The following is a 26,661-nucleotide window of genomic DNA, read 5'->3' as shown; positions in this document are numbered from 1 at the left end:
TGTAACTTTTTTTTCCAACAAATTCAAGGGAATACGTCGAGCTTTTCTTTGCATTTATTACGTAAATCGCATATATTAAACACGTTAAATCCTGTCCTGAATTTTCATTTAATCCAAATTGAGATGTCGATATGAAAACATGGCTTTTAGCTTTTCTTTTTGTTTGCCAATGGTCAGTAGCGCAGGAAAAAGATTGGGCGAAGAAAAATAAATCCGATAAGTTTCCTGATGCCAAATATCTTCAAGCAGTGGGAGCCGGATCAACAATCGATGAGGCCAAAAATCAGGCTTTTCTGAATATTGCCAAAATTATCGAAGTAAAAATTACCGGCGAACAAACGTATTCAAGTACAGAAAAAATTTCAGGTAAAAGCGGCGAATCAAGTTCGACCGTTGTTGAAGAATCTAAAGCTGCTGTGAATCTTGATTTGCAAGGCTTGCGAATCGAAGACACCGATTATAATAAAAAAAATAAAACGTACTATGCTTTAGCGGTTCTAGACCGGCAAGTAGCCGGCCAAGCTTTACGCGCCGAAATTACGGACAAAAATGCGCGTTACAAAAATTTTCTTGAACAAGGCAAAGTGCTTTTTAAGAACAAGAGTTATTACGAAGCGATCGAAAAAATGCAAATTTGCATTTCCGAATTAGAACGTATGGACCGTCAATTGAAGAAGCTTCGTATCATTCAGCCTGATGAAACGTTTGAAGCGGGAATAAGTAAAATCAGCGAGGAATCTGAAATTTCAGGCATCATTGATGCCATCGGAAAAGATGAAGCCAATAGCAATCTGGATATCACCGTTGCGTTGTTGGTATACAAATTATACCGTTCCTTCGGTGATCATGCGGCCAACACCAGCGTGGTATTTGGTAATTTCAATTATCAAAACACTAAAATGTCCAGTGCCTTCACGGCGTATCTGAAAGAAAAAATCGAAGTTGAGTTAGCCAAAATTGGTCAGGCTAAAGTCATTGGCAGTAAAAAAGTTTCGCAATACCTGCAATCTCACGGAATTCAATTTGACGGGACGGCGGAAGGATTGGCGTCTATTTCCGGCGCTGATGCTACCATCATTGGAAGTTATTGGGAACTCGATGACAAAATTGAAATACGGACACAGATCGTAACTCGGGTGACAGGCGAAAACATTGGCAGCGCTAATCTGACATTTCCTGAAAAATCTATTCCAAAATCGATCAGCTATCGTCCCGAGAATTTCTCTCAAATCCAAAGCGATTTGGAATTACTCAAAGATGACAAACGAAATTCTAATCTCAAACTGGTGATTTGGACAGATCGGGGAGACGGCGGCGTTTATAAAGAGAATGAAAAACTGTTGATTTATCTCAAATCCAACCAGGATTGCTATGTCAAAGTTATTTATCACGATGCCGGTGGAAATAATATCCAGATATTTCCCAATACTCTTTCGGACAAATCTTTTAAAATGCGTGCGGATAATGTATACACATTGGGAGGATCGGATACACCGTTTGAATTTACAGTCGCTGAACCGTTTGGAACTGAGTTGATCAAAGCTTTTGCAAGCACCGAACCATTTCCGGAGTTGGACAAACAATCCGTTCAGCAAATCGGAAATGGAATGTATCTTTTGAAAAAAGATACAAAATCGCTGGTTGAAAATTTTAAGGCCGTTGCGATGGGTAAAAAAGATACCGGTTATGCCGAAGCCAGTGTGTCGTTAACAACCGTAAAAAGCCTGAAATAGTCTGGTTCGACTTTTATTCTTCCATCAAATCTCAATGAAATCACACAAATCGATTCTGTGGAGCGTAGGATTGTTGTGGAGTATCGTTATAAACGGTTACTCGCAGCAATTGTATTTTAAATATTATTCGCTCAACGATGGATTTCCGCACGCCCAGGTGTGGGATATTCATCAAGATCGTCATGGCTTCATGTGGTTTGCCACAGGCGGAGGATTAATCAAATATGATGGCGTCAAATTCCGGACATTTACTAAAGATGACGGATTGGTCGGCAATGTAGTTCGCAGTATTTTTCAAGATGATGATGATAAATTGTGGATCACATGCGACGAAGGCGTTTCCATTTTTGACGGACAAACTTTTGAAAATTATACTTCGGATGACGGTCTAGGAAACGGATTCGTTTGGGAAACGGTCAAAGACCGACTGGGAAATTATTGGTTTCCTACTAATCACGGAGGCGTTAGCCGATTTAATGGAAAACAATTTACAAATTTTTCCAGGGAAAAAGGTCTGATCAGTAACGATTTTCGTGCAGGTTTTATCGATAGCCGTGGCGACCTTTGGTTTGGCGGGCGTGGCGGCGTAGCATGGCTGAAATTTCAACAAACAAAGTATGATTCTGTTTTTAAAAGTTTAATTATTCAAGACGACGTCAATAGAATAACCGAAGACTGGATGGGACGGATTATATTTTGTACTAAAAATGGTGTTCAGCTTTTTGACGTTCAACGTTTTTTGAAGAGCCAAAGCCAAGACTATCATGCTTTTATTACAAAGCTGACGGTGGAGGATGGACTTGTTCATCCGGATGTTTCAGCCGCAACGGTTACGCGCGATTCTTCGATATGGATCGCCACGGATCATGGACTCAGTAAGTATCGGCGCGGACACTTTCACAGTTATTTTATGGATGAAAATTATTCATCCAACAGCCTCCATGCTGTTATCGAAGATCGCGAAGGAACTATTTGGGTCGGCACAAACGGCGGTGGATGTTTTAAAATTCCCTATCAAAACATTTTTAATTTTACCATTAAAGATGGCCTGTCTTCTAATGTTGTCAATGCTGTGACAGGGGATGACGAAGATATGATCTATATAGGCAGCGATAATGGATTAGACGTATATGACCATGCACAAATCCGTCCCATCTCCAAAAACTGGTTACCTGCAGGAGACGCCGTATGGTCACTCAAATTTGATCGAAAAAAAGTTTTATGGGTGGGTTCCGAACATCATCTTTTTGAATATAAGAATGGTAACGTCCGTAATCGAAATGATATTTATTCGATTACGCAATCTACAATTATTGATATCGAAGAAAGCGATAATGGATGGATGTGGTTTGGTACGCTCAATGGATTGATGGTGAATGATGGAAAAAAAACGGCTTTGTATTCCAAAGAAAAAGGCTTACCAGGTAATCAGGTATGGTCTGTTTTTAAAGATCATCATCATCGAATATGGTTGGGCGTTTCCGGCGGTTTAGTCTTAGTTCAGAATTATTCGAATTTGGATTCATTGAGATTTCAGATTTGGACAAAAGAAAATGGATTGATCGATAACACGGTCAATGTTATTTGCGAGGATAAAAATGGCAATTTATGGATTGGGAGTGACTTAGGAATTTCTCATTTTGATGAAAAAGAGTTCACTAATTACAGTGCAAAAAATCTAGGATTAGGTGACAATATCGTTCCGGTCATCGAATATGATAAGCAAAATGATCGTATGTGGTTTGGCAGTAAAGGTTTTGGCTGGTTTAACTATAACGATAATCCGCAGTTGATTAAACTTCTGAGCAAGACCAGCGGCATGCTCGGTGACGAAGCGACGACTAACAACAGCCTGTATTTGGATCAAAAAGAGCGAGTCTGGATCGGCAGTTTTAGCGGATTAACCCGATTTCAGGATTTACACGAAAAAGCTGCTATTGCTCCGCCTGTTTATATAAAAAAAATTGCAATGTCTGATTCGGTCATTTATTTTAATTTTCTTTCTAATGTGCAACAGCAACTACATTTTTCTCCTACAGGCAATTCAATTGAATTTGAATTTGTTGCTCTATCCTATTTAGACGAAAAAGAAAATCAATACCAATATAAATTAGAAGGTTTTGAAGAAAATTGGTCAGACTTTACAAAGAAAAACGAAATTCGATATACGAATCTGAGTCCGGGAGATTATACGTTTGTCGTCCGTGCACAAAATAGCGAGAAAGTTTTTAGCGCTTTACCTGCAGCCGTATCTTTCAGTATTCCTGCACCATGGTGGATTAATCCCTGGCTTATCACCATTACAATTTTAGTGATTTCAGGCGTTACGTATGGAAGTTATCGATTTCGGGTCAACCAGAAGTTGCAAAGAATGAGACGAAGAAACCGTGAACTGGAAATGAAAGTGCAGGAGCGGACGTCTGAAATTCTAAAACAAAAGGAAGAGCTACAAAAGATACTGGATCAGCTTCAAAAAACTCAGACTCAACTTGTGCAATCGGAAAAAATGGCCGCATTGGGACAATTAGTAGCAGGAGTTGCGCATGAAATCAATAATCCTACTTCTATTCTTGCCGGTAATGTCATGTATGTGGATGATTATGTCCGAACACTGCGGACGTTGATTGCTCAATATGAATCACAGTCTAATGGACAATTATTTACTGAAATCGAATCGTACAAAAAATCGGTTGACTACGAATTCATAAAATCTGATTTGGACGTACTCATTGGAAGTATGAAAAATGCTACGGAACGTATTCGTAATATTGTGCTGGATCTTAGAAATTTTTCACGTTTGGATGAAGTTGAATTGAATGAAGTCGACATCCACGATTGTATTGATACAACCGTTAAGCTTTTTATGAACCAGTACAAACATATTCTGGAGATTAACAAACATTATCATGCGACCAATAACATTTTTTGTTATGTTAATCAGATCAATCAAGTTCTTTTGAACTTATTAGTCAATGCTGCGCAAGCGATTGAAAAAAAATATTTAAATCATTCATCGAGCACGATCGTTGGCGAAATCAATATTACAACCGAAAATGAAAATGATGGTGGAGTAATCGTAAAAATTCGAGACAATGGGTGCGGAATTCCAGAGTTTATTCGTTCGAAAGTGTTTGATCCTTTTTTTACTACCAAACCAATTGGCCAAGGCACAGGTTTAGGTTTATCAATAAGTTATGGGATAATTGAGAAACATAAAGGTAGGATAACTTTTGACAGCACAATCAATGAATGGACTGAATTTTCATTTACACTCCCATGCAAACCCCACGAAATACCTTCATAAGTGACGTGTGTCACAGCAGGGCTGGGCAATTCAATCTATATTTATTGCGCAAGGTAGGGTTAAGTGGGAGAGAGTTCCTTAAAGTATTTTCAGAGAAATAGTAACTCTATTTCTTCCATTAATTTTGGTTTATGAAAATGCTACTCTCTCTCATTATTTTTTCCCTTAGTCAAATTACTTGATCCTCACAACTTCTCCTCTTATATTCCCCAACAATTTTTAGTAATTAAACAAAAAAGGGACCAGCTATGGCAATTATGGCTGAATCAGTTTTGGCTAATCAGCTTAACGAAGAACTCAAAAAATCGATGAAGAGTGGAGATAAGGAAAGATTAGATGCCATTAGAATGTTAAAATCCAGTTTGCAAAAATTGATTATCGATAAAGGGGCGGATTTTAAAGCGGAAGATGAGATGTCATTTTTATTGGCTGAATCAAAACGCAGGAAGGAAGCGATCGAATTATATCAGAAAGGCGGTCGTGAGGATCTGGCTAAAAAAGAAATTTATGAACTCAGTATTATAACTGACTATCTGCCAAAACAGCTCGACGACGCCGAACTGTCCAAAATAGTGGATGAATCGATCAAAGAGACCGGCGCTTCGTCACCCAAAGATATGGGTAAAGTCATGGGAATCGTCATGAATAAGGTCAAAGGGCAAGCCGACGGTAAAAAAGTTCAGGAATTAGTGAAAAAGAAATTAAACGGATGATTGTCGTTGAGAATCCATATAATGCCGCAGGATTACAACGGCTGCTAAAGTGTCTATTTTTTCTTTGCCGCGACGTTTCTTTTTTGGTTCTGATTCTAACAGCATTTTTTTTGCCGTAACGGATGAAAATCGTTCATCACAATAATCTACAAGAATGTCCGTTTCTTTTTTAAGCACATCGGCAAATGATTTAATCTTCATTGCTTTTGCGCTCAGATGCCCTTGAGTATCGTAAGGTAATCCCAATACAATTTGAACTACGTCTTGCTCTCGGATAATTACCGTTAATTGTTTTATGGCATCATTTTCATTTTTTACGATGAGAGTAGTTAAGCCTGCGGCAATGACACGCATCGGATCGCTTAATGCCAGCCCTATGCGGGTTTCTCCGTAATCGATTGCCAATATTCTGCCTTTGACCATAAACAATAAAACCATCTTGAAAGTTCTCAAGATGGTTTCTTAATTTTTTTTATTATCTAATCTTTTAATTACCTGCGTTTTCTCCAGGTTTCAGCGGTTGTTTGAGTACTTCTTTGAGTAATTTGCCCGGTTTAAAATGTGTTTTTCGTCTCGGAGGAACATAAATGATCTCACCGGTTTTGGGGTTACGCGCTTTAGGCTTAGCTTTGGTCGTCTTAACCTCAAACACACCAAAATCACGGATTTCGATACGGACATCCGGATCGGCCTCGGAGAGAATTTCTCGTATTGATTCGAAAACAATGTCTACCAAATGCTCAACATTATGAACTTTCTCGTTCATCTTATCAGCAACACGCTTGGAAACATCTTTCTTAGTCATTGTTTTCATTGAAGAAATCTCCTCTAAAACCCATAATCTCGTTTCAACTACGTAGGCCTATAATAAAGAATTCATTTCTCATTGTCAAGTAAAACTTAAAGTTAGCTCAAATACTGTTCATGGCTCTAAAATTTTACATCCAATTTTTTTTGCTTTGTCAATTATTGTAAATTCATTATGCTTTTTTACAAATTCAGTTTTTACATAGCCTAATCCAATAAACTTTTTGTGTTTAATTGAAAAAACGGAACTTGTGATCATACCAACTTCTTTTTCATCCGATAAAATATTGTTTTCAAAAGAAACCTGGTCATCAAATTCAAACAAGTACAATTGACGCTGGATTTTATTGGAACTGTCAAGGCGTGCGATAACTTCTTGACCAATATAACATCCTTTGGTGAAACTTATTGCTTCAAGCAATCCTGCTTCAAGTGGGTTAAATTTTTCTGATAGTTCGTAATGAAACAGAGGGATCTTTTGTTCGATACGATGGGTATTGAACGCATCCCATCCACATGACTTTGCGCCGGCTAAGTTTAGTTGATCCCAGAGTTGCTGACTAATTATTTGTGGCACTAGAATTGTAAAACAAGGAATTTTTAAGAGATTAGATGAAGAAACGATCAAAGAGTTTTGCTCAAAAGTTATTTTTTCAAATTTTCCTGGCCGAGGAGTTATTTCAAATAATTTATTTATTAATGTTACCGATAAGTTTCCTGCTATTTCGAATTGGTCCCAATCTGCAGTAACGATCTCCATTTTAACATCATCACGGATGATGTAACGATCAAGCCACTGAAAGATTTTTTTATCGTTTTGTGGGGCACATATCATCCAAATGGAATCGGAATCCTTATATAATCTTACAAGATCGATAATCCTACCTTTTTCGTTGACCAATACGGTCGCACGGACCTCGCCATCGAACATTGATTTGACGTCGTTAGTGGAGAGACGATTGAGAAAATCCAATACGTCCTTTCCTTTAAATCGAATTCGTCCACACAAAGAAAAATTAATCACGCCTGTACTGCTAAGCGCATGATATTCTGATTCGACGCTTTCGTAGTAAGACGGCCATTCGACATCTAACGGTTCGAGCCTTCTAAAAAAGGCCCCAATTGATCGATGAAATTCGGGATTCATATATGAAAAATTTCCAAGAAGTGAATCGGTAACTACCCGAAAGATACAAAAACGATCTTTTTTTGAAAAGGAATTTGTTAAAACTACCTAAAAGGCCAGTTGCAGGCAGTCGAATTTTACATTAACCTTTTAAAAAGTAATTTTAAAAATTGAAAAAAGAGTCTGAACATGGAAAAGTCGGTAATTGTCATGGGATTAATTTTGCTAATATGTTATACAATCATGTCGGTAGCCTTGTGGATTCGCATAATGTCAAAAAAAGAATAACTTCTGTTTTAAATGCTTTATCGCACATTCCTCATCCTTCCTATTATCCTTCACTAAAATAGTTTTGTAATTCAATTCATAATTTCCTAACTTTTCAAGCCTTTAATAATTCATTAATTACAAGGAAAGTCTTAATGCCTAAAGTTAATGCTGCAGTACGTTCGAAACCAACAAAATCGAGTACGTTTTCGCTTAATTCGTTACAAAAGGACGTATTATCAATAATTCTTTTGTATCTCTTAACGATGATTATGTTCAGTGATTATGTACTACAAGGAAAAGTATTTTCAGCCGGTGGGGATGTTTCGACGGGAACCAGCATTAGTAAAGCGGCAAAAGAATTAACTGAAAAAGAAGGAGCCATGCCGTTGTGGTTTCCATACATGTTCTCAGGAATGCCGAGTTTTGCCAGCGGCATGTATGGTGATCAAAGCGATATTCCAGTTGTGAAGTATGAGCGATTTTTGAGTCCGATATATTATATCAATGTTGCTGCAAACTTTGTTTTTTTTAATCGGGATAATTCATGGGAGATCGCCACGTTCTTTTTTGCCGGACTTTTCATGTTTTTATTAGCAAGACAACTAGGCTTTGGGTATATGATTTCATTATCGGCTGCTATCGGATACATGTTCTGTAACTTTTTTGTTGCGTCGATGGCCGCCGGGCATGGTGGAAAAGTAAAAACGACGGCTTATATACCTTTAGTTGTTTGGAGCGTGGTACGTTTTTTCAACGATCGATCATTACTCAATTGGACGATCTTGGGTTATGTGATGGGAATATTCTTTCTTGATCCCGGACACACTCAAATTCTGTATTATGGTTTCATGACAGTAGGGATCTATTTTATTTATTATGCAATTGAACATTTTAAAACTGACCGCGTTGGAATTCTAAAAAACGGTACAGGACTCGCCAGTGCAATGGTAGTTGGTTTATGTTTCGGCGCGCTAAGTTATTTTTCGCAATATGTCTATTCTGATGTAACTATGCGCAGCATAGCGCCGGCATTTGCAGAATCGGCGGAAGTAGCCGCCGGCAGTGGAATGACTTTTGAATATATTACGAATTGGTCGTTTCATCCTCTTGAGTCAATCACATTTTTTGTTCCGACGTTTTTCGGATTGGAAAGTCCGTTATACTGGGGATGGATGACGTTTACTTCGTCGGCATTCTATTTCGGTTTATTGCCTATGCTGGCAGCTATTATCGCTGTGGTGTATCGCCGTAACATGGTCACCAAATGGCTGATGACGGTAGCTATTATCTCGCTTCTGATTTCTTTTGGCCGTTATTTTGAGCCGTTTTTTAAGCTGGTTCTTACGATACTTCCTTTTTTTGATAAGTTCCGTGTTCCATCCATGATCTTGTCGATCTTTATTTTTGCTGTAACGTTAATGTCCTGTTATGGCTTGGATTTTATTTTCAATCCGACTGAAGAAGAAAAGAAAAAAAGGAATGATCTTGCTAAGGCGTTTTTATATTTATTAATCGGTGCAGTTGTTGTTTTGATCGTGAGCTTGTTATTTAAGAAAATTTTTATGGACATGTTTTCCTTACTGGCCGATGATGACGTTAAACGTTACAACGCCCAGCAGATTGCGCAATTGAAACAATTACGTTTCGATTTACTGAGCAGCGGATTTTTTAAATTTGCAGCATTTGCATCAGTAATTACTGGGATTATTTATTTATATTTACGTCAAAAAATCAGTGCAGGAGCTGCGCTAGCTGTTTTGCTGGTTTCATTATACATCGATGTTTTAATTTTAAATAAAAAAATATTAAGACCACAGAACAAGGCATCGCTCACGGCAGAGTTTCAAGAAACATCAGCCATTAAATTTTTAAAAGCCGATACAGCTCGATTCCGTATTTTTTCTTTAAATGAACATGCTCAATCGGGTTCACCCGTCTGGAATTATTTTGGAATTCAAAGTATCGGAGGCTATAGTCCCGCCAAGATGCGGATTTATCAGGATATTATTGATTTTGCGTTATACAAAGGCAGTGACTCACAATTTCCGATTAATTTCAATGTTGCCAAAATGCTGAACGTCAAATACTTTATTGCAAATGGACAACTGCCCCAAGATAAAGGATTCAAATTAGTCCACATGGACCAACAAAGTAAGAATCTTGTCTATGAATATACCGGGTTTTTACCACGTGCTTTTTTTGTGAATAATGCCATTGTCACATCAAACAAACAGCAAATATTCGATTATCTGAATTCACCGGGATTTGATCCGGCTGTTTCGGCTATCGTTGAGAAGAAAATGGAAACTGAAATACAATCACCGGATTCGACGCGCATTAGCTTTACCGGCTTTCAAAGTGATTATATTTCAATGAATATTTATACGGACAAACCATCCATGATGGTGCTCAGTGAAATTTATTATCCTCACGGCTGGAAAGCGTTGATTGATGGACGTGATGTTGAAATTTATAAAACAGATTATATTTTACGATCGGTCGTTGTTCCGGCCGGCGAACACAAAGTTGAATTTAGATTTGAACCCAAAGAATTCAATCTTGGAATCTGGGTCAGTGCTCTGTCTTTTTATAGCGTTACGGGCTTGATGATAGTTTTGGCAATAGTTCAATTTGTACGATCACGTAACCAAGAAAAAGACCCTGTATGATTTGGACTAAACCCAAAAAGTTTTTTTTCGGCAGTATTATTTTTCTGCTAATATTGAGCGGCGCATTATATTGGGCAGGCGTTTTCATTATCAAAAAATCGTTACCCCAAATTGACGGCGACCATGTGGCTGAAGGATTGGTTGCCACCGTGGAAGTGTACCGTGATCAATATGGTATGCCGCATATTATGGCGGATAACGAACATGATCTGATGTTTTCGGCCGGTTATGTACAGGCGCAGGATCGTTTGTGGCAGATGGATTTACTGAGGCGCGTTGCGGCCGGGCGATTGTCCGAGATCCTAGGGACCAAAACACTCGAAGCCGATAAGTTTCTACGTACGATCGGCCTGATGCGTACGGCAAAAATGATTGCTGACAGTCTTGATTCCGAAACCCGGACTTTATTGCAGGCATATTCGGATGGAGTTAATCTGTATTTGCGTGAGCACTTCAATAATTATCCCATCGAATTTACATTGTTGGGTTACGAGCCGTATCCGTGGGAAATTGAGCACACGGTTGCAATGGCGCGTGTCATGGCATGGCAATTAAATATGGGGTGGTACGTGGACGTGATGTACGCACAAATTGCCGATTCTGTAGGTAATCAAAAAATGTTCGAAATTTTACCGCGTTTCCCGGATGATGCGCCAACAATAGTAGGCGATAAGCCTGCATTGAGCCACATAAAATTAGATTTTGAACTTCCGAAGGAAAATAGTTACTCCCAAAATACTTTTGATATTCGACTATCAAAATCATTAATGTCAATGTTAACGCGATGGATGCAAATCAATGAGGACGTTAAAACGATTGCCGGTTTTGACGGTTCGGCCATCGGTAGCAATAATTGGGTTGTTGATGGCCGTAAAAGTACGACCGGTAAACCCATTTTAGCTAATGATCCACACCTTGCGCATAGTGCTCCTTCTACATGGTATGAAATGCATTTATCCGGTGGCCGATTCGATGTCACAGGCTTTACTTTTCCTGGTGTTCCGATGATTGTTCTGGGCAATAATCGGAATATCGCATGGGGATTTACCAACGTTATGACCGATGACGCCGATTTTTATGTTGAAACGATTCGCGATGGCCGGTTTCTTTTGAATGGTAAATGGAATGATTTGACTACGATTTACGAAGAAATTAAGGTGAAGGATTCAGCCGCGGTCTTGTTGCCCGTTTCATTTACAAGTCATGGCCCGGTTATTTCAGATTTTACAAAAAAAGAATTGAGAGATGAACAAGCTATTGCAATGCGATGGCTTGGGCATTATTATAGCAATGAAGTGAAAGCTATTTATAAACTGAATTTAGCGCGCGATTGGCAGGAATTTCGTGAAGCGACGCGGTATTTTAAAGTTCCTGGGCAGAATGTTGTTTACGCCGATAATGACGGCAATATTGGCTATCAGTGTATGTCCGGTATTCCCATTCGTCGAAGCGGTAATGGTATAGCACTTCTGGATGGCACGACCAGTTTAAACGATTGGCAAGGTATCGTGCCCTTTGAGCAACTGCCATATACTTTTAATCCTTCAGATCATTACGTGGCTTCAGCCAACAATAAAACAGCAGGTAATTGGTTCCCGTATTTTATTTCAAACTATTGGGAACATCCATCGAGGGTAAAACGAATTCATCAATTTCTAAAGTCTAAAGAAAAAATCAGTGTAGAAGATTGTAAAATATTGCAACAAGATTTTTATTCGTTTCATGCAGCCGAAGTGGCCCCTTTTTTATTAAAAGTATTATCGTCTGACTCCTTGTTTACGTCTGACGAAGATAAGTCAGGCTATCAGAAGCTTTATCATGAAGCTTATTTATTCGTTCAACATTGGGATTATGTGATGGCACCCGATAGCCGTGGTGCAGCTATTTTCAATGTTTTTTTTCAGAAATTGCTTAAAAATACTTTTGAAGATGAGATGGGGTCTGATTTATTCAAGTCCTTTATTACTTTATCCAATATTCCTACACGGATTACTACACAATTATTATCCAATAATACTTCGCCTTGGTGGGATGATCAAAAAACATTGGAGAAAGAAACTCGCGATGCAATTATTAAGAAGAGTTTTGTGGAAAGTATTGAATGGCTTAAATCTAAAATTCATGAAGAACCGGCGGGGTGGAAATGGGGAACTTTACACACGGTAACATTTGAACATTTGATTGGTAAACAAAAGCCGTTCGATCGTTTATTTAACGTAGGACCATTTTCGGTCGGTGGCAATACTACGACCGTGAATAATACGGAATATCATTACAACGATGAGCGGTTTAATGTGCTTATTGGAGCGTCTATGCGACGAATTGTCGATTTTAGTGACCGTTTGCATCCGATGACCATTCTGACAGTGGGACAGAGTGGACAGCCTTATAGCGACTTTTATCAGGATCAAACCCCTATGTGGCTGGATGGCCTGTACAAAACTGTATCAATGAACCAAACTGAAATTGAAAAGTACCCACACAAACTCATTTTAAAACCTAAAACTGAGGACTAGCATGTACCGTATTGGTCAAGGTTATGATGTGCATCGGTTGGTTGAGGGAAGAAAGATGATTCTTGGCGGTGTAGAAATTCCTTTTGAAAAAGGATTATTAGGACATTCGGATGCAGATGTGTTGCTTCACGCTATTTGTGATGCAATGCTTGGCGCATTAGCGCTCGGTGACATTGGCAAACATTTTCCCGATACGAATGAGAGCTTTAAAGGCATTTCAAGCATGATTCTGCTGGAAAAAACTAACGAACTCATTGTCTCTAAAAAGTACGCCGTAATCAATATCGATTCAACCATTGTTTTGCAAAAACCAAAAATTGCTCCGTACATTAAGAATATGACTGAAAATATTTCAAGAGTTTTAAAGATTGAAACCGATGCCGTTTCTATCAAAGCAACAACATCTGAAGGGATGGGGTTTACGGGTACCGGAGAGGGAATAACAGCGTATGCGATTGTTTTATTGCAGAAGGGCTAATCTAAGCGTGTGTTTTTTGCAATGACGACAATTCCAGAAGGTGTGACAAAAAATTTCTTTTTATCCTCTTCCAAATTATAGCCGATTTCATAATTTTCAGGAATAATGACATTTTTATCAATGATGGCGCGACGAACTTTTGCGTGCCGGCCAATGCTGACGTTGCTGAATAAAATTGATTCTTCGACGTATGAGTAACTGTGAATTCGTACATTGGGAGACAAAAGTGACCGTACAACTTTCCCACCTGAAATAATACACCCTCCTGAAACGAGAGAGTCCAATGCAACGCCAACCCGGTTATTTTCCGTTGTTTCATTAAATACCATCTTTCCGGGAGGATGTTGTCCCTGATGCGTACGGATCGGCCAGTCGGCATCATAAAGATTAAATTCCGGCGTTACTGAGACAAGATCCATACTGCAAGCATAATAGCTGTCCAATGTTCCTATGTCTCGCCAATAGGGCCTTCCGGCTTTATTTTCATCTTCAAAATTATATGCCATAACCTTGTGACTATTCAACATCGAAGGAATTACATTTTTCCCGAAATCATGATGCGAGTTTTTTTTCTTGGCATCATCGACCAAAACTCTGGCAAGTGCCGACGCACTGAAAATATAAATTCCCATATTGACGTAACAGGTATCTTGTTTATGCGGCAAAGGCTTGGGCTCTTTGGGCTTTTCCTGAAATTCAATAATGCGATTACTTTCGTCAACGACCATCACGCCAAATTGATGAGCCTGCTCTATTTCAATCTCGATTCCGGATACGGTCAGGTCGGCTTTTTGTGAAATATGATACTGCAGCATTTTCAGATAATCCATTTTGTAAATGTGATCGCCTGAAAGTATAATAATATACTCTGGATTTTCGTCTTGTAAGATATGCAGGTTTTGAAAAATTGCATCGGCGGTTCCTTGATACCAGTGATTGGATGTGCGAAATTGAGGTGGAATAGAATAGATGAATTCACCCAATTCGCCATTTAAGAAGCTCCAGCCTTCACGAATATGCGTATCGAGAGATTGGGATTTATATTGTGTAATGAGATAAAGTTTTCGAAATCCTGAGTTAATGACGTTGGACAGAGTGAAATCGATAATGCGGTATTTACCGCCAAATGGAACGGCGGGCTTAGAACGATCTTTAGTCAGAGGATAAAGTCGTTCGCCCTGACCTCCAGCCAAGATAATCGTCAATGTTTTGCGAAACATGCTCGATGAGATCGGAGTCATACCTAGCTCCCGGTGATGAATTGGCAGTGGAATGATTATGTAATGTATATAAACTGTCTGACACAGGCAATAAAAAATCCCGACTTTAAGCCGGGATTTGACTTGACCTCCAGTGTTTCAAACGCCTCTATTCATTTGAAACACGTTACTTAGATAAATCTATTTGCCGAATACGAAAGATTGATTGATTGTAATAAGTCCTGCTTTACGCGTATATTTTGGAAATTGCCAAGTTTTGATTTTTCCGATAAGAGCCTGTGCGAAATCGCTATTTCCCGTCGTATTTTCAATAACGGTAACAGTGGTTACTTTACCTGTTGAATCGAATACAATACGGACGCCGACTTTGCCTTTTAAATTCGGATCATTTTTAAGAAAGCGTTGATAGGTAAGTTGTACGGCTGTTTCATAATTGGCGATCGCAAGACTAATATCAGACGCCGACACTGTTGCAATCGCATTTTTGCGCTCAATCGTTGAAGATGAGAACTTGACCAATTCATTCGATGTATTTTTAAATTCGACACGAGCCAAATTATTAGGGTCAGTCTTAAAGTTTGGATCGTCAATGACATTAGAAGTTGAAGTAAGCAGTTGAATGTTTCCATTAATTAACGACGACTTGATGGAGTTATCGTTGGAAACTGCAATGATCAAGTTATTGACGTCTTGTTGATTGGAATTATTGTTAGTAAGAAAACCAAATTTATTATTGCCGTCGGTTTCAAATTTTTTGAGGTAATTTTTCATTTGTTCGTCCAATCGCTGCATGCGTTCAGCGACTTTCTGTTTAATCATGTTTTGATAGGCTGTTTTACGATCTTGAACATCCAGCTTTTTGAGCTGTTCATGCGTTTTTACGTTGACATCGATTTTAGTTGTTTCAATGGTTTTGGTAACGTCTATCCTTTCCATATCTTCATAAGTTAATCCGATGATCTTCGGATTTTTTTTGATGTAGTGCATAATATCGACTGAAGCTTTTAACGGGATTGTCTGCGTGATTCGCTGAATAAGCAGCACAGAACACAGAATGAATGTGGCCGTCAAAATAGCAGCGTAACGCTTATCAATCGATTTCCAAATTCCTTTTTGGAATTCTTTGGGAAATGATAAGACCAAAGGATTGGTCAGTGATGCTGATGCAGTTAAGGATTTCATTTTTATCTCCTAAATTTGTTTTATCAAAAACCGTTTATATTAATCTCAATTTTCATACCAAAGTTTTGATATTATTATTTATTGATTTACATCAAAACCGTCCTAAACAACTAAAGTTAATAAAAAGTATTAACTTTATTAATACTTTATAATTGCTTTACATTGAATTAAGCGTGGTTGGCAGTTTTTTTAGTTGCTGTGAGAGTGTCGTCACCTGAAAACGACTGAAAATACAGGCTTTCGAGTAGAAATTAAGTGTTGACTCCCGACGGGCAAATCGTTACTTTTGTAAATGTTCTGGTTTTTTTTAATTTCCGAATTTAATCATGTATAGGAGAATATTTGAATGGGAAAGGTTTTCGATCGTGTTAATTCTCCCAAAGATCTAAAGCATTTGTCAACAGATGAGTTAGTGCGATTGTCCCAGGAATTACGTCAATATGTGATTGATGAGATTACGAGGATCGGCGGACATTTGGCGCCCAGTTTAGGTGTGGTGGAAATTTCAGTTGCTTTGCACTATGTGTTCGACGCTCCCAAAGATAAAATAATCTGGGATGTCGGTCATCAAGCTTATGTGCATAAATTACTCACCGGTCGCAAAGATCGTTTTCATACAATTCGCCAGACGGATGGGATGAGCGGTTTTTGTAAGATTCACGAAAGTGAGTACGATGCGTTTGGCGCTGGTCATGCCAGCACATCGATTTCAGCTGGTGTAGGTATGGCCGTAGCTCGCGATCATTTGAAACAAGATTATAAAGTTGTTAGTATCATCGGCGATGGTTCGCTGACCGGCGGAATGGCTTTTGAAGCAATGAATAATGCCGGTTCGTTGAAGACCGACATGATCGTTATTCTGAATGATAATATGATGTCGATTTCAACCAATGTTGGGGCGCTGTCGAATTATCTGACCGATTTGATTTCCATGCCGTTGTACAATAAGGTTAAAGACGAAATTTGGAACGGACTTGGAAAAATGCATGAGGTGGGGGACAAATTGCGCCGACATGTAGCTAAATTGGATGAAGGCATCAAAGCGATTTTAACTCCCGGCCATTTTTTTGAAAGTCTGGGATTTCGCTATTTTGGTCCCGTTGACGGTCATGATTTGCCACGCCTGATCAAACTGCTCAATGATGTCAAGCATCTTAAAGGACCGATCCTCGTTCATGCGTTGACCAAAAAAGGAAAAGGCATGCCTCTGGAAGAGCAGGACGTCGAAAAATACAAAGTGAATGCGAATAAATTTCATGCAGTTTCACCACCTAAAAAAGACGGCACAGAAGTTAAATCGGCTCCGGCATACACAGACGTTTTCGGAAAAATAGTCGTTAAATTATGCAAGCAGCATCCTAACCTCGTTGCGATTACGGCGGCGATGTCTGATGGAACGGGCTTGAAATATTTGGCTAAAGAAATGCCTGAACGTTTTTTTGACGTGGGTATCGCTGAACAGCATGCGGTTACCATGGCCGCAGGATTGGCTTTGTCAGGGTGTAAGCCGATTGCTGCAATTTATTCAACGTTTTTACAACGTGCTTTTGATCAGGTTGTTCATGATGTCGCGATTCAAAAAATTCCAGTGTTTTTCTGTATGGATCGCGGCGGATTGGTTGGCGCGGATGGACCGACGCATCATGGTGCATTGGATCTCTCATACTTGCGTTGTATTCAAGGTATGGTGGTGATGGCGCCTAAAGATGAAAATGAATTAAAAGACATGCTTTATACCGGCGTAGTATACAATGAAGGCCCGATAGCTGTTCGTTATCCGAGAGGCAATGGCTTAGGCGTCGAAATCAAAGATGAATTTACAAAGTTGGAGATTGGCAAATCTGAAGTCGTCGTCGAAGGCCACGACGCAGCGATTATTGCAATTGGCAACATGGTCGATCATGCGATGAAAGCATCCAAATTGTTGGTTCAGGACGGATATACTGCGACCGTAGTTAATGCCCGTTTTGTCAAACCGCTGGACGAAGATATGTTAATTGAAATGTGCAGAAAGTTCGATACAATTGTCACTGTCGAAGACAATGTATTAATGGGTGGTTTCGGCAGCGGTATAATCGAAGTAATTTATTCGCCAGGTTTTATAGAAAAAGGATTGAAAAAGGATAAAGATTTTAATCTTAAAATATCCAAACTTCGAGTTGAACGGTTAGGTTTGCCAGATCAATTCGTCGAACACGGCGAGAATTCGATTCTCTATCAGCGTGTGGGTCTTGATCCTCAAGGTGTAGCCAATACAGTAAAAAGATTGATTGAAAAGCAGCGTAATGGTATGCGCCTTTTGGAACCGGGAGTATCCAAAGTTATGTGATGCTAAGAAAACAGGTAAAAAATAAAACCCTCGCTTCGTTAACGGAGCGAGGGTTTTTTTGTTAGTCAAATTAAGCTTTGAGACAACAAATTGCCGTTACATTCGCGATGTCATCCGCATTGCAGCCGCGTGATAGATCATTGATTGGTTTGGCCAATCCTTGTATGACAGGGCCGATGGCTTGCGCTTTGCCCACGCGCTCCGTTACTTTATAACAAATATTACCGGCATCGAGGTTGGGGAATATAAATACATTGGCCTTACCGGCGACGGCACTGCCGGGGGCTTTTCTCTGTCCCACCGATTCCACAAAAGCGGCATCAAATTGCAACTCTCCATCAATTTTCAAATCCGGTTTTTTCTGTTTAACGATTTTCAGGGCATTTAAAACTTTATCAACCGCTTCATGTTTAGCGCTGCCTTTGGTTGAAAACGACAACATGGCGACGATAGGCTCTTCGCCGGCTAATTGACGGTGTGTTTCTGCTGAGGCAATGGCGATATCGGCCAATTGATTTTCATCCGGATATGGCAAAACCGCACAGTCGCCGTATGTGATCACGCGGCCATCCGGCAATACCATCATAAAAACGCTCGAAACAGTTTTGATTCCCGGTGCGGTTCCTACTGAAAATATCGCCGAGCGCATCACATCAGCTGTTGTATTAACTGCGCCGGCAACCATTCCGTCGCAATCACCGCGACGAACCATCATCGCTCCAAAATACAAAGTCATGTCCGTCATCAAACTTTTGGCCTGTTCATAGGTCATGCCTTTACTTTTACGCTGTGTGAAAAGTTCGCTGGCAAAATCGGTTGCTTTTTCAGATTTACGCGGATCGATGATGGAGACGGATGACGGCAGGTTGATGTTCAATTGCGAAACTTTATTACGAATTTTGTCAGCATCGCCAATCAAAACCGGCTTTGCGATTTCCTGCTCAAGAATAATTTTAACGGCCTGTAATGTCCGTTCCTCTTCACCTTCCGGTAAAACAATCCGTCGTTTTTTTTCGCGGGCGCGAGTTCGAATAGAGTCGATAAAATTCATAACCTAACCAAATTAAAGATAAAAATTGTGGTGTGAATTTAACATGCATAGTTGTCAGAATCAATTATTAATAATCAACATTTACCCCGAACGGCATCCATCCGCTACGTGATTCATACCGCGTTCCAAAAACACAATCAACGCGCCAGAGATAATTTGTTTTGGATAAACGCGGGCCAGGCAATCTCGTATTATCAATATACGATATCGTAACATTCGAGCGGGCACGTAAACTGTCGATGACCTCTGAAGCAGGATAAGAGGCGTTGTGAAAAGTCGCATATTCTTGTGAAGCCGGGTCAGCGCAGTTGCCGCCGCCAAATCCGAGATAAGGTAATTCGGCAATCCAGATCGGTATTGGATTCTCAAATGGAGGTAATGCCAGTCGGACAACATATTTGATCGGTACTTGTGTTTCTTGACCAAGGCACCAACTGAAACGCGGTTTTGTACTCACGGTATCATCACTGATGGTCGGGAAAGCAAGTAAAGCTACTTTCGGTCCCAAACGAAACGATTGAATGTATGCCGCTATGCTGTCGTTATTCTCAAAATATTTGGACGTGTCACTCATGTTTTCTTTTGAGTCGACTGCAACAACAAAATAGTAATATGCCGTGTCTAAATTAACCCGTGTATCCTCGAATAATGTCGGATCGTCAGCTAAAACGCTGCCCCATAAAATAAACGTACTGTCGATACCTCTTGAACGGTAGACATCGTACCGATCCAGAATCGATTGAGTTTCAACATCGTCCCATTCTATTATCAAAATATTTTGGGTGCCTTCTTTTGGGCGGATGCCTCTTTCAGTGGCCGACGTTTGTGATGAAAATGGAATAATTTTGACGCCCGGTGGTAGTACTTCGGGCGGATCAACAGTCGGGCAAGCAACAAATATCAGAAACAAACATGCAGGAATTAAAATTTTCAGTCTCATTGATATTCCTTAAAATTTATATGATACGCTGATGCGATGCACATTGCCCAGGTCATGATTAACTAAGGCATAATCAATGTGAAAATTGTACATCGAAACTCCAGTGCCGTAAGTAATTAAGCCATTATCATAACCAAGGCGTAACGCGACGGTCTTTTTATAATCGTATTCAACTCCATAATGGTAGTTGGCGTCGTAACGACTATTGCGTTCGTACGTCAAAAGGACGTTACTTTGCAATTCATCCAGAGGATGAATATATGACAAAGCAAATTTTACATTGACCGGTGCGACGTCTTGGGCACGCGTTGTAGAAGACAATGCATTCCAACGAACAGCAGTAGTCGTAGCGTCCTGAATATTCAAACCCATAGCGAAGTCACCAAGATACGGCGCTTCAAGAAGGTCGTTCATTCCAAACATGATCATAGTACCAATGTCCACGCCAATGCCGAACTTTTTGGCATCTTCAGCAATGACGCCATTGCCTTGAATGCCGCTGGTTCCGCCCGTGATGACTTTAAAGTTCACGCCGATGGGTATTTGAATTGGAAAATCGTTATAAAGCCATCCAAGATTCAGTCGGAATTTATTGAGTTTTGCAAATGAGAAGAACAATGCGTTATCGGTATAATCGAACCGTCCATTGTAATATTTACTGAAATCGTAATCGGGATCGACGCGATCATTGAAATTGTCTGCCAGCTCTTTGAATTCCTTAATACTTCCGATGCTGTAGCGAATCCATGCAACTGAAAATGCATAATTGCCTTTTAATTGATGCGTATAACCGAGAAAATTGTACTGACCGAAACCGCCGAATTGATCGGCAAAAGTCATGGAAACTTCACGTTTATGGCCTAAGACGATGCCCGCCGGATTCCAATAAAACGCAGTTCCGTCGTCCGCAACGGCGCCGTATGCATTGCCCATGCCTGCGGCACGTGCTCCAAGAGGAATATCTAAAAAAGAATTAGTATACAAGCGATCGTTGTCGCCGGCAACCAGTGAAGCAGTTAAATACAATAATACAAAAACCAAAAATTTCATAACAGCCTTGTATAAAGTTGATCGTTATCTGAAAAATGCCAGTTTACCTTTGCGTTCAATGGTTTTGCCATTCAATTTACCTTTGATGAGATAAAAATAAATTCCATTAGCAATATTATTACCTTTATCGTCTGTCGCATCCCAGACTACTTCGTGATAACCTATGGCATTGAGAACCTGATTACCGACGTCGTCCGGCGTGATCTTACGAATTCGTTTTCCGGAAACCGTGTAAATGCTGATTTCAAGATTGTCGAGCTGTTCGAATGCTTCAACTCGAAATACAAAAGTTGTCGTATTTGCAAATGGATTGGGAAAATTACCCATAAGTTTGATATCCATTTTTGCTACAACTTTGAAATTTAGCTCGAAGGGTGCGCTGGTATTGCCGCTGATGTCTTTAGCCTGAAAAGTAATCGTATGTGCACCAGGATCGAATTCTCTTCGGTTGAGCGTAATGGCTACTGAATTAGAGTTATTCAAAGAATCGGGAACAACAAGATCGCCTTCGTTGACCGGTTGGTTATCAACCAAGACTACAATCGTACTCGGATCGAGATTAACGCCGTTTTGATCGCTAAGCAAAGCAGCGATTTTCGGATTGCGCGGTACAATGGAATTTTGAGCAAAGAATTGACCCTCAACCGTCGCTTCAATAACCGGAGGCGTATAATCCCGATTGATCATCAAAGCGAGCAATCCGACGTCGTTCACCGACGTAATTTCGATAGTGATGAATCCGGAAATTCCACGCGTATCTTTCGAAACTAATTTCCAACGTTTGTTACCGGAATCCCAGCGGTACACAGCCAAAGAATCACGATAGTTAAGCTGATCTTTATAACGAGCCGTGTCGTAATGGAACATTACGAGTAAGCTTTTTCCGCTTGAAAAAACTTCACTGGCTTTTTTAAAATCAAGTTGGTATGCCGTTGGCAATGTCAAATTATAAGGTACGGCCAGTTGCAAATCCGGCTGATTTGTCAAGGAAATGCTGGTCGTCGAAGTCAATCCCAAAACGGTATTTTGAGCAACACCATTTGGAGGAACGCTGATAAAAAGTCCTGAGTCGATGGAAACAGTATCGTTTTTTGTTCCGGAATAAGTGGAGCCTAAAGAGGGAGTGATATTGAAACGGTTCAATATGATCGGCGCATAAGCGAGATTGTTGGAACGATCAATGTCGTTGACGGATGAATCGGGATCGATCCATGCAAATACCTGATGCGCACCATTGGACAAGGCCGAAATAACGGAAGCTGTATCTTTTGCAATTTGATTGGCGTTCGGGACAGAGCCATCCAAAGTTACCGTTGTTTCACTGAGCAAAACTCCGGTTGTCCTGGGGTCGCCGTCGTAAAACTGAACTTTCACATTGCTTAATGGTAAAACACCGAGATTGTCAATTTCGGCCAAAATTTTCGTTTGATCCGTGCCACCCAAAAAGATTCTTGTTGTTGCCAAATCATTCAGGTCAGGGAAAAATCCCAATGAAAGATCGATCCCGGGCAGGATTCTAAATTCATACTGAGATGACAGCGTCGAATCGCCATTTTGATCTTTGACTTTGATCCTATAACGAATGAGATCATTTTCTTGAAATGGACCCGAACCGAGCGACTGAAAGTAATTGGATCCGATAGAATATAACGTATCAATAAGGCCGGTCTCAGTAATGGTGCCGAAACGGTCGTATAGAACGACAACTGATGAAACACCTTCAGGGTCAGTCGCAAGTAGTTTAAATCGTACGGTATCGGAACTTGTCAGTGATGCAGGAACAGTTTGAATCTGGTCCATATACGTTGCATTGATAGCTATTGAAGCCTGTGCGTTAAAACTCGAAGTTCCATCTGAGGACTCGCCGAAAACTCTCAAACCGGTTATGCCTTCCGATAATTGTTCTGCGGGAATTGCTGACAGGTTCAATCCGAAATTGTAAGTTCCGTTGGTGATCGTAAATGGTGCGGAGTAGAGTGTTATAATAGAAGGAAGATTGGCTCCATTTTGAACGCTGTCAATAACCGGCTTGCTTTGAAAAACTTCAATTGTTCCGGATCCGGATTGGAAATCAGGAGTTCCATTGATAGTGATTGTTTCACTTTTCTGAGGGCTATAATTGGAAACTGTAAAAGATTTCTTTTTCGGCGTTTTGAGCATTAATGCCGGATCGCCGAGATAATTGAATTGGAAAGCCATGCTTGGTGCGATGAAAGATTGTGTCAGAGAACTGCCGGATCCGCTCACTTCAACGTCGGTTTGTCCTTTGAGTATCAAGTAATTGATTTTTCCTTGAGCAACGGCCGCACCGACTGAAACACCTTCTTGTAAAAAAGATTGAAGCGATTGCTCCAGCATCTGGAAATCGCCGATAATCCATCCTGTACCGCTCGATGCCAATACTCCAATAGCCCCTTTGTTAGGTTTGGTCAGCATAACTTCGCCCAGCGCCGGATTGCCACCGTCAAAAGCGCCGACAAAACATGTCATACTCAGAACGAAAGGATAGCGATTACCTTGATTGGATATTTCATCCACCTGATCATTGTTCAATAGCGGTTTACCGGTAACGGCGTCTAAGTCGCCCCAAATACCTCCGCCGCCGTGACCCAGATAAGTCACAATCAATCGGCCATCGTTAAAACTGCTGATGACATCGTTCGCACCGCCTATGAATTGGTCATTGCGTGGAAATGCGTAAATCCGTTTTGGCGAAAAAGCCTGCGGCATCGTGTTGTTGATCAATTTACTGGATTGATATCGAAATACGTCAACAGGGATTTCACTGTTGTTGGATAAGACGCCGCGGCTTTCGTTTTGCCCACCAATAAATTGAACTGTGTTTTTCCATGCGCCAGGCAACACCGATTGTTCATATTGTATAATTTTATCCGTGATAGTCTGAATCGTGACGGAATCAGATACCGGAAAACGTCCTATAAAAAAATCCTGAACAATATCATCGTCGTCCGCCAGACTGTACCAATAATCGCTGGCCGTCGATCCGTATTTTTCAGTTTGGATATGTTGAGTCGGCAAAATATCGGCCGTATTTTTTGAATTTTCAGAAGCATCGCCGACCAATAATATGTATAAAGGTGATCCTTGAGCACCCTGCCAATTTGATTGTGTGTAGGTATATCGCAGAAAATCGCGAATGGCATAAGGACTTTTAACCCCGAAACCAAATGCATCATAAATGTCCTCGACAGCGATAGTTTCTACCGGCAATCCTTTGGATGCACGGAATGTTTGCAATGGCAAGACGGCGTTTTTAAATCTTTTAGGAGTAATGATTAGGTAACGGGCATTATGCGACTCGGTCAATAAGGTATTTGTAGATGTATTTAATGTAGCTGATTTGGGCAATAATTTCGCTGTCTCGCTCACGGCAACGTATTCGGTATTACTCAATGGAGACAGGTCTTGAAATTCTACATTCCAAGTATTATCAGTTACAATGCGTCTTAAATCCCAGTTGACAATCTTGCTTACACCTTTTTTATAAATACTAATATTGGGGTCTTTGAAGGCACGAATAGTAAATTGGTTGGTGTATCCGGCAACACCATCTGAACTGGGATAAAAGAGTAGATAATCCTTCTGTACACGATAAGTTCTTTTGTATTTGAGTTCGAACCAATTAAGGGCAAGAATATCTAATGTACGATCAGCGCTTGACGGTGTCGTAATGCGTAGTCGATTAACACCGGTATCTATCAACAAATAATTTATCAAAATCTCTGTTTGAAATTTCTCTGGCCCAGTCCAACTCAAATTGCCGCCGCTAATTTCGACATCGTTGAGCAAAATGGAAACGAGATGGCTGCCAGTGCTTACTCCTTGCAAGTTGATCAACAATGAAAATGTTGATGGCAGTGATTTTTCAGGTTGTTCAACGATGAAGCTGTATTCACGACTGGAAGTTTCGCCGGTACCGCCTTGAATGTATGATATGCCTTCGTCATAAGCCCAGATGTCCTCGACAGCTGTAGGTTGGATCAAATTGATATCTTTAATGCTAAGTCTGGTTCGATCCGTTTCGTAATGAGCGATAAAATTAAAATTAGAAGGGCGATTGAGATTAACAGCCTCGACTTTTCCACCGTTTTCTTCAACCATTCTCAGACCGAAATTACCGCCCCATGTGAGGAAATAGGCATTGTCATCGCTCCAGGGATCAATGTAATGTCCTTTGATTTTCGGAATAGAATTAATGTATCGGTTGAATTTGGCAAGATATTTTTCACCGAAAAATTCAAAAAAATCTCCTTCATTAAATTGTCCGTCAAAATCGCCCTGAAAATATATCGGCACTTCAAGCCCTTGATTGAACAAACGAAACGTCCGGGGATCGATGTTCTTAAAATTCATCCCGGTTTCTTCAACCAGATACGAGTAAGGAATTTTGTAGAGTCCATCGGTATCAACGATAATTTTAATATGAGGCGATCCTAAAATATTATAAAATCCTGACGCCTGTGCTGTTTGCATTAATGATGACTGTACTGCTGTTTTGTTCAGCGTAGCCTTGCTTTTTAATTGGCGCTTTTTTCTGGCGAATTCATAATTCAAACTATTGGATTTCAGCAGTTGGTCGACTTCATCGATCCGGCTTTCAGTAACCTGCACGCGTTGAGAGGCCTGGTAAGTAATTTTGATCTGAAGTTGTTTGTTAAATTCAATTTGTTTTTTAGATGCATTATAGCGGTAAGGATAGATCGTCAATTGATACATAGGGATATTTCTCATTTTTCCTACGTAATCCAAACGCGTATAATTTTTGGGGAGCCATTCATCCGGCAAAGTTTTCTTTTCCGAATAATTTTGATAAAAAACTTGACCAATGCTGAGCCATTCTTTTTGAGAATGGATGACTTGAGCTTGTGGCTGACCTTCAGGCAATTCAAGTAAATAACTGATTTTGGGAAGCAGGGGAGCGCCATCTTCTTGTGTAAGTTCAAAAAATGGAACTTCGAGTTGGTCATAGGTCGTGCCATTCTTCAAAAACGATGATATCGAAGGACGATTGAAATTAAATTCGTAAACAAGTTCACCGTCTTTTTCTGAAACGATAGTAAAGTAATCGTTTTTGGATTGGATCGTTTGTGCCGGTAAATTTTCAAGGATCAATACAATCAGGATCCAAACAATAAGCCATTGTCGCTTCATGATTTCCTTAATAACGTTAAAAAAAATCCCCACAGCTGAAATTGCAGGGATTCATCTGAAATTGTCTGGTTTCAAGAGTTCTAATTTTGATAAATTGTCGA

General features: G+C 40.0%; 16 protein-coding genes. 7 read left to right on the top strand and 9 right to left on the bottom strand.

The annotated features are described in order from the left end of the window. Positions 1 to 131 precede the first annotated feature (131 nt). The 3 genes from K1X84_04000 (at position 132) to K1X84_03990 (ending at position 5,750) form a co-directional block, all read left to right on the top strand. Positions 132 to 1,733 carry a DUF4384 domain-containing protein gene (locus K1X84_04000; protein ID MBX7150775.1) on the top strand — a complete coding sequence of 534 codons (1,602 nt, stop codon included), beginning with the start codon at positions 132 to 134 and terminating at the stop codon, positions 1,731 to 1,733. A 34-nt stretch (positions 1,734 to 1,767) separates the two neighbouring features. Beyond that, positions 1,768 to 5,037 carry a hypothetical protein gene (locus tag K1X84_03995; protein ID MBX7150774.1) on the top strand — a complete coding sequence of 1,090 codons (3,270 nt, stop codon included), beginning with the start codon at positions 1,768 to 1,770 and terminating at the stop codon, positions 5,035 to 5,037. A gap of 257 nt (positions 5,038 to 5,294) precedes the next feature. Next, positions 5,295 to 5,750, top strand: a complete 456-nt coding sequence (locus tag K1X84_03990; GenBank protein MBX7150773.1) for a GatB/YqeY domain-containing protein — start codon at positions 5,295 to 5,297, stop codon at positions 5,748 to 5,750. Here K1X84_03990 and ruvX read toward each other — a convergent pair. The 3 genes from ruvX to K1X84_03975 all read right to left on the bottom strand — a co-directional run bounded on the left by ruvX (position 5,739) and on the right by K1X84_03975 (position 7,704). Beyond that, positions 5,739 to 6,179, bottom strand: a complete 441-nt coding sequence (gene ruvX / locus K1X84_03985; GenBank protein MBX7150772.1) for a Holliday junction resolvase RuvX — start codon at positions 6,177 to 6,179, stop codon at positions 5,739 to 5,741. The genes K1X84_03990 and ruvX overlap by 12 nt on opposite strands. Positions 6,180 to 6,237: 58 nt before the next feature. After that, complete coding sequence (locus tag K1X84_03980) at positions 6,238 to 6,564, bottom strand: integration host factor subunit beta (protein ID MBX7150771.1); 327 nt, start codon at positions 6,562 to 6,564, stop codon at positions 6,238 to 6,240. 108 nt (positions 6,565 to 6,672) lie between these two features. Continuing rightward, positions 6,673 to 7,704: a hypothetical protein gene (locus K1X84_03975; GenBank protein ID MBX7150770.1), complete on the bottom strand. Its 1,032-nt coding sequence runs from the start codon at positions 7,702 to 7,704 to the stop codon at positions 6,673 to 6,675. 401 nt (positions 7,705 to 8,105) lie between these two features. Between K1X84_03975 and K1X84_03970 the strand changes: the two genes are divergently transcribed. From K1X84_03970 to ispF, 3 genes are read left to right on the top strand one after another with little or no spacing between them, the layout of a single operon-like run. After that, positions 8,106 to 10,622, top strand: coding sequence for a YfhO family protein (locus tag K1X84_03970; GenBank protein MBX7150769.1), 2,517 nt, complete (start codon positions 8,106 to 8,108; stop codon positions 10,620 to 10,622). After that, the gene (locus tag K1X84_03965) at positions 10,619 to 13,138 is read left to right on the top strand and encodes a penicillin acylase family protein (GenBank protein MBX7150768.1); all 2,520 of its coding nucleotides are present in this window, start codon (positions 10,619 to 10,621) and stop codon (positions 13,136 to 13,138) included. The genes K1X84_03970 and K1X84_03965 overlap by 4 nt, the downstream gene beginning before the upstream one ends. 1 nt (position 13,139) lies before the next feature. Beyond that, positions 13,140 to 13,616 (top strand): 2-C-methyl-D-erythritol 2,4-cyclodiphosphate synthase, encoded by a 477-nt coding sequence (gene ispF, locus K1X84_03960; protein MBX7150767.1) that lies wholly within the window; start codon positions 13,140 to 13,142, stop codon positions 13,614 to 13,616. Here ispF and glgC read toward each other — a convergent pair. Then, positions 13,613 to 14,857: a glucose-1-phosphate adenylyltransferase gene (gene glgC, locus K1X84_03955; GenBank protein ID MBX7150766.1), complete on the bottom strand. Its 1,245-nt coding sequence runs from the start codon at positions 14,855 to 14,857 to the stop codon at positions 13,613 to 13,615. The genes ispF and glgC overlap by 4 nt on opposite strands. Before the next feature lie 159 nt (positions 14,858 to 15,016). Continuing rightward, positions 15,017 to 16,018 carry an AgmX/PglI C-terminal domain-containing protein gene (locus K1X84_03950; protein ID MBX7150765.1) on the bottom strand — a complete coding sequence of 334 codons (1,002 nt, stop codon included), beginning with the start codon at positions 16,016 to 16,018 and terminating at the stop codon, positions 15,017 to 15,019. Positions 16,019 to 16,364: 346 nt separating this feature from the next. On the opposite strand from K1X84_03950, the gene dxs reads away from it, so the two are divergent. After that, entirely contained in the window at positions 16,365 to 18,347 is a 1,983-nt protein-coding gene (gene dxs, locus K1X84_03945; GenBank protein MBX7150764.1) for a 1-deoxy-D-xylulose-5-phosphate synthase, read from the top strand. A 70-nt stretch (positions 18,348 to 18,417) separates the two neighbouring features. Here the strand turns inward: dxs and pta are convergent, their stop codons facing one another. The 4 genes from pta to K1X84_03925 form a co-directional block, all read right to left on the bottom strand. Then, positions 18,418 to 19,398 (bottom strand): phosphate acetyltransferase, encoded by a 981-nt coding sequence (gene pta, locus K1X84_03940; protein MBX7150763.1) that lies wholly within the window; start codon positions 19,396 to 19,398, stop codon positions 18,418 to 18,420. Between the two features lie 67 nt (positions 19,399 to 19,465). Further along, the gene (locus tag K1X84_03935) at positions 19,466 to 20,338 is read right to left on the bottom strand and encodes a hypothetical protein (protein ID MBX7150762.1); all 873 of its coding nucleotides are present in this window, start codon (positions 20,336 to 20,338) and stop codon (positions 19,466 to 19,468) included. 9 nt (positions 20,339 to 20,347) lie between these two features. Further along, on the bottom strand, positions 20,348 to 21,388 hold the full coding sequence (locus tag K1X84_03930; GenBank protein MBX7150761.1) for a hypothetical protein: 1,041 nt from the start codon (positions 21,386 to 21,388) through the stop codon (positions 20,348 to 20,350). A 24-nt stretch (positions 21,389 to 21,412) separates the two neighbouring features. After that, the gene (locus tag K1X84_03925) at positions 21,413 to 26,560 is read right to left on the bottom strand and encodes a hypothetical protein (protein MBX7150760.1); all 5,148 of its coding nucleotides are present in this window, start codon (positions 26,558 to 26,560) and stop codon (positions 21,413 to 21,415) included. Between the last annotated feature and the right edge of the window lie 101 nt (positions 26,561 to 26,661).

The sequence above is a fragment of the bacterium genome (genome assembly GCA_019695335.1).
Classification (GTDB): Bacteria; CLD3; CLD3; order SB21; family SB21; genus JABWBZ01.
This window is presented reverse-complemented; position numbering and strand designations above follow the sequence as displayed.

Bases quoted from the DNA above. Each gene is read 5' to 3' on its own strand.
- K1X84_04000 (MBX7150775.1), top strand. From the start codon at position 132: ATGAAAACATGGCTTTTAGCTTTTCTTTTTGTTTGCCAATGGTCAGTA.
- K1X84_03995 (MBX7150774.1), top strand. From the start codon at position 1,768: ATGAAATCACACAAATCGATTCTGTGGAGCGTAGGATTGTTGTGGAGT.
- K1X84_03990 (MBX7150773.1), top strand. From the start codon at position 5,295: ATGGCTGAATCAGTTTTGGCTAATCAGCTTAACGAAGAACTCAAAAAA.
- K1X84_03980 (MBX7150771.1), bottom strand. From the start codon at position 6,564: ATGAAAACAATGACTAAGAAAGATGTTTCCAAGCGTGTTGCTGATAAG.
- K1X84_03975 (MBX7150770.1), bottom strand. From the start codon at position 7,704: ATGAATCCCGAATTTCATCGATCAATTGGGGCCTTTTTTAGAAGGCTC.
- K1X84_03970 (MBX7150769.1), top strand. From the start codon at position 8,106: ATGCCTAAAGTTAATGCTGCAGTACGTTCGAAACCAACAAAATCGAGT.
- K1X84_03965 (MBX7150768.1), top strand. From the start codon at position 10,619: ATGATTTGGACTAAACCCAAAAAGTTTTTTTTCGGCAGTATTATTTTT.
- ispF (MBX7150767.1), top strand. From the start codon at position 13,140: ATGTACCGTATTGGTCAAGGTTATGATGTGCATCGGTTGGTTGAGGGA.
- glgC (MBX7150766.1), bottom strand. From the start codon at position 14,857: ATGACTCCGATCTCATCGAGCATGTTTCGCAAAACATTGACGATTATC.
- K1X84_03950 (MBX7150765.1), bottom strand. From the start codon at position 16,018: ATGAAATCCTTAACTGCATCAGCATCACTGACCAATCCTTTGGTCTTA.
- dxs (MBX7150764.1), top strand. From the start codon at position 16,365: ATGGGAAAGGTTTTCGATCGTGTTAATTCTCCCAAAGATCTAAAGCAT.
- pta (MBX7150763.1), bottom strand. From the start codon at position 19,398: ATGAATTTTATCGACTCTATTCGAACTCGCGCCCGCGAAAAAAAACGA.
- K1X84_03935 (MBX7150762.1), bottom strand. From the start codon at position 20,338: ATGAGACTGAAAATTTTAATTCCTGCATGTTTGTTTCTGATATTTGTT.
- K1X84_03930 (MBX7150761.1), bottom strand. From the start codon at position 21,388: ATGAAATTTTTGGTTTTTGTATTATTGTATTTAACTGCTTCACTGGTT.
- K1X84_03925 (MBX7150760.1), bottom strand. From the start codon at position 26,560: ATGAAGCGACAATGGCTTATTGTTTGGATCCTGATTGTATTGATCCTT.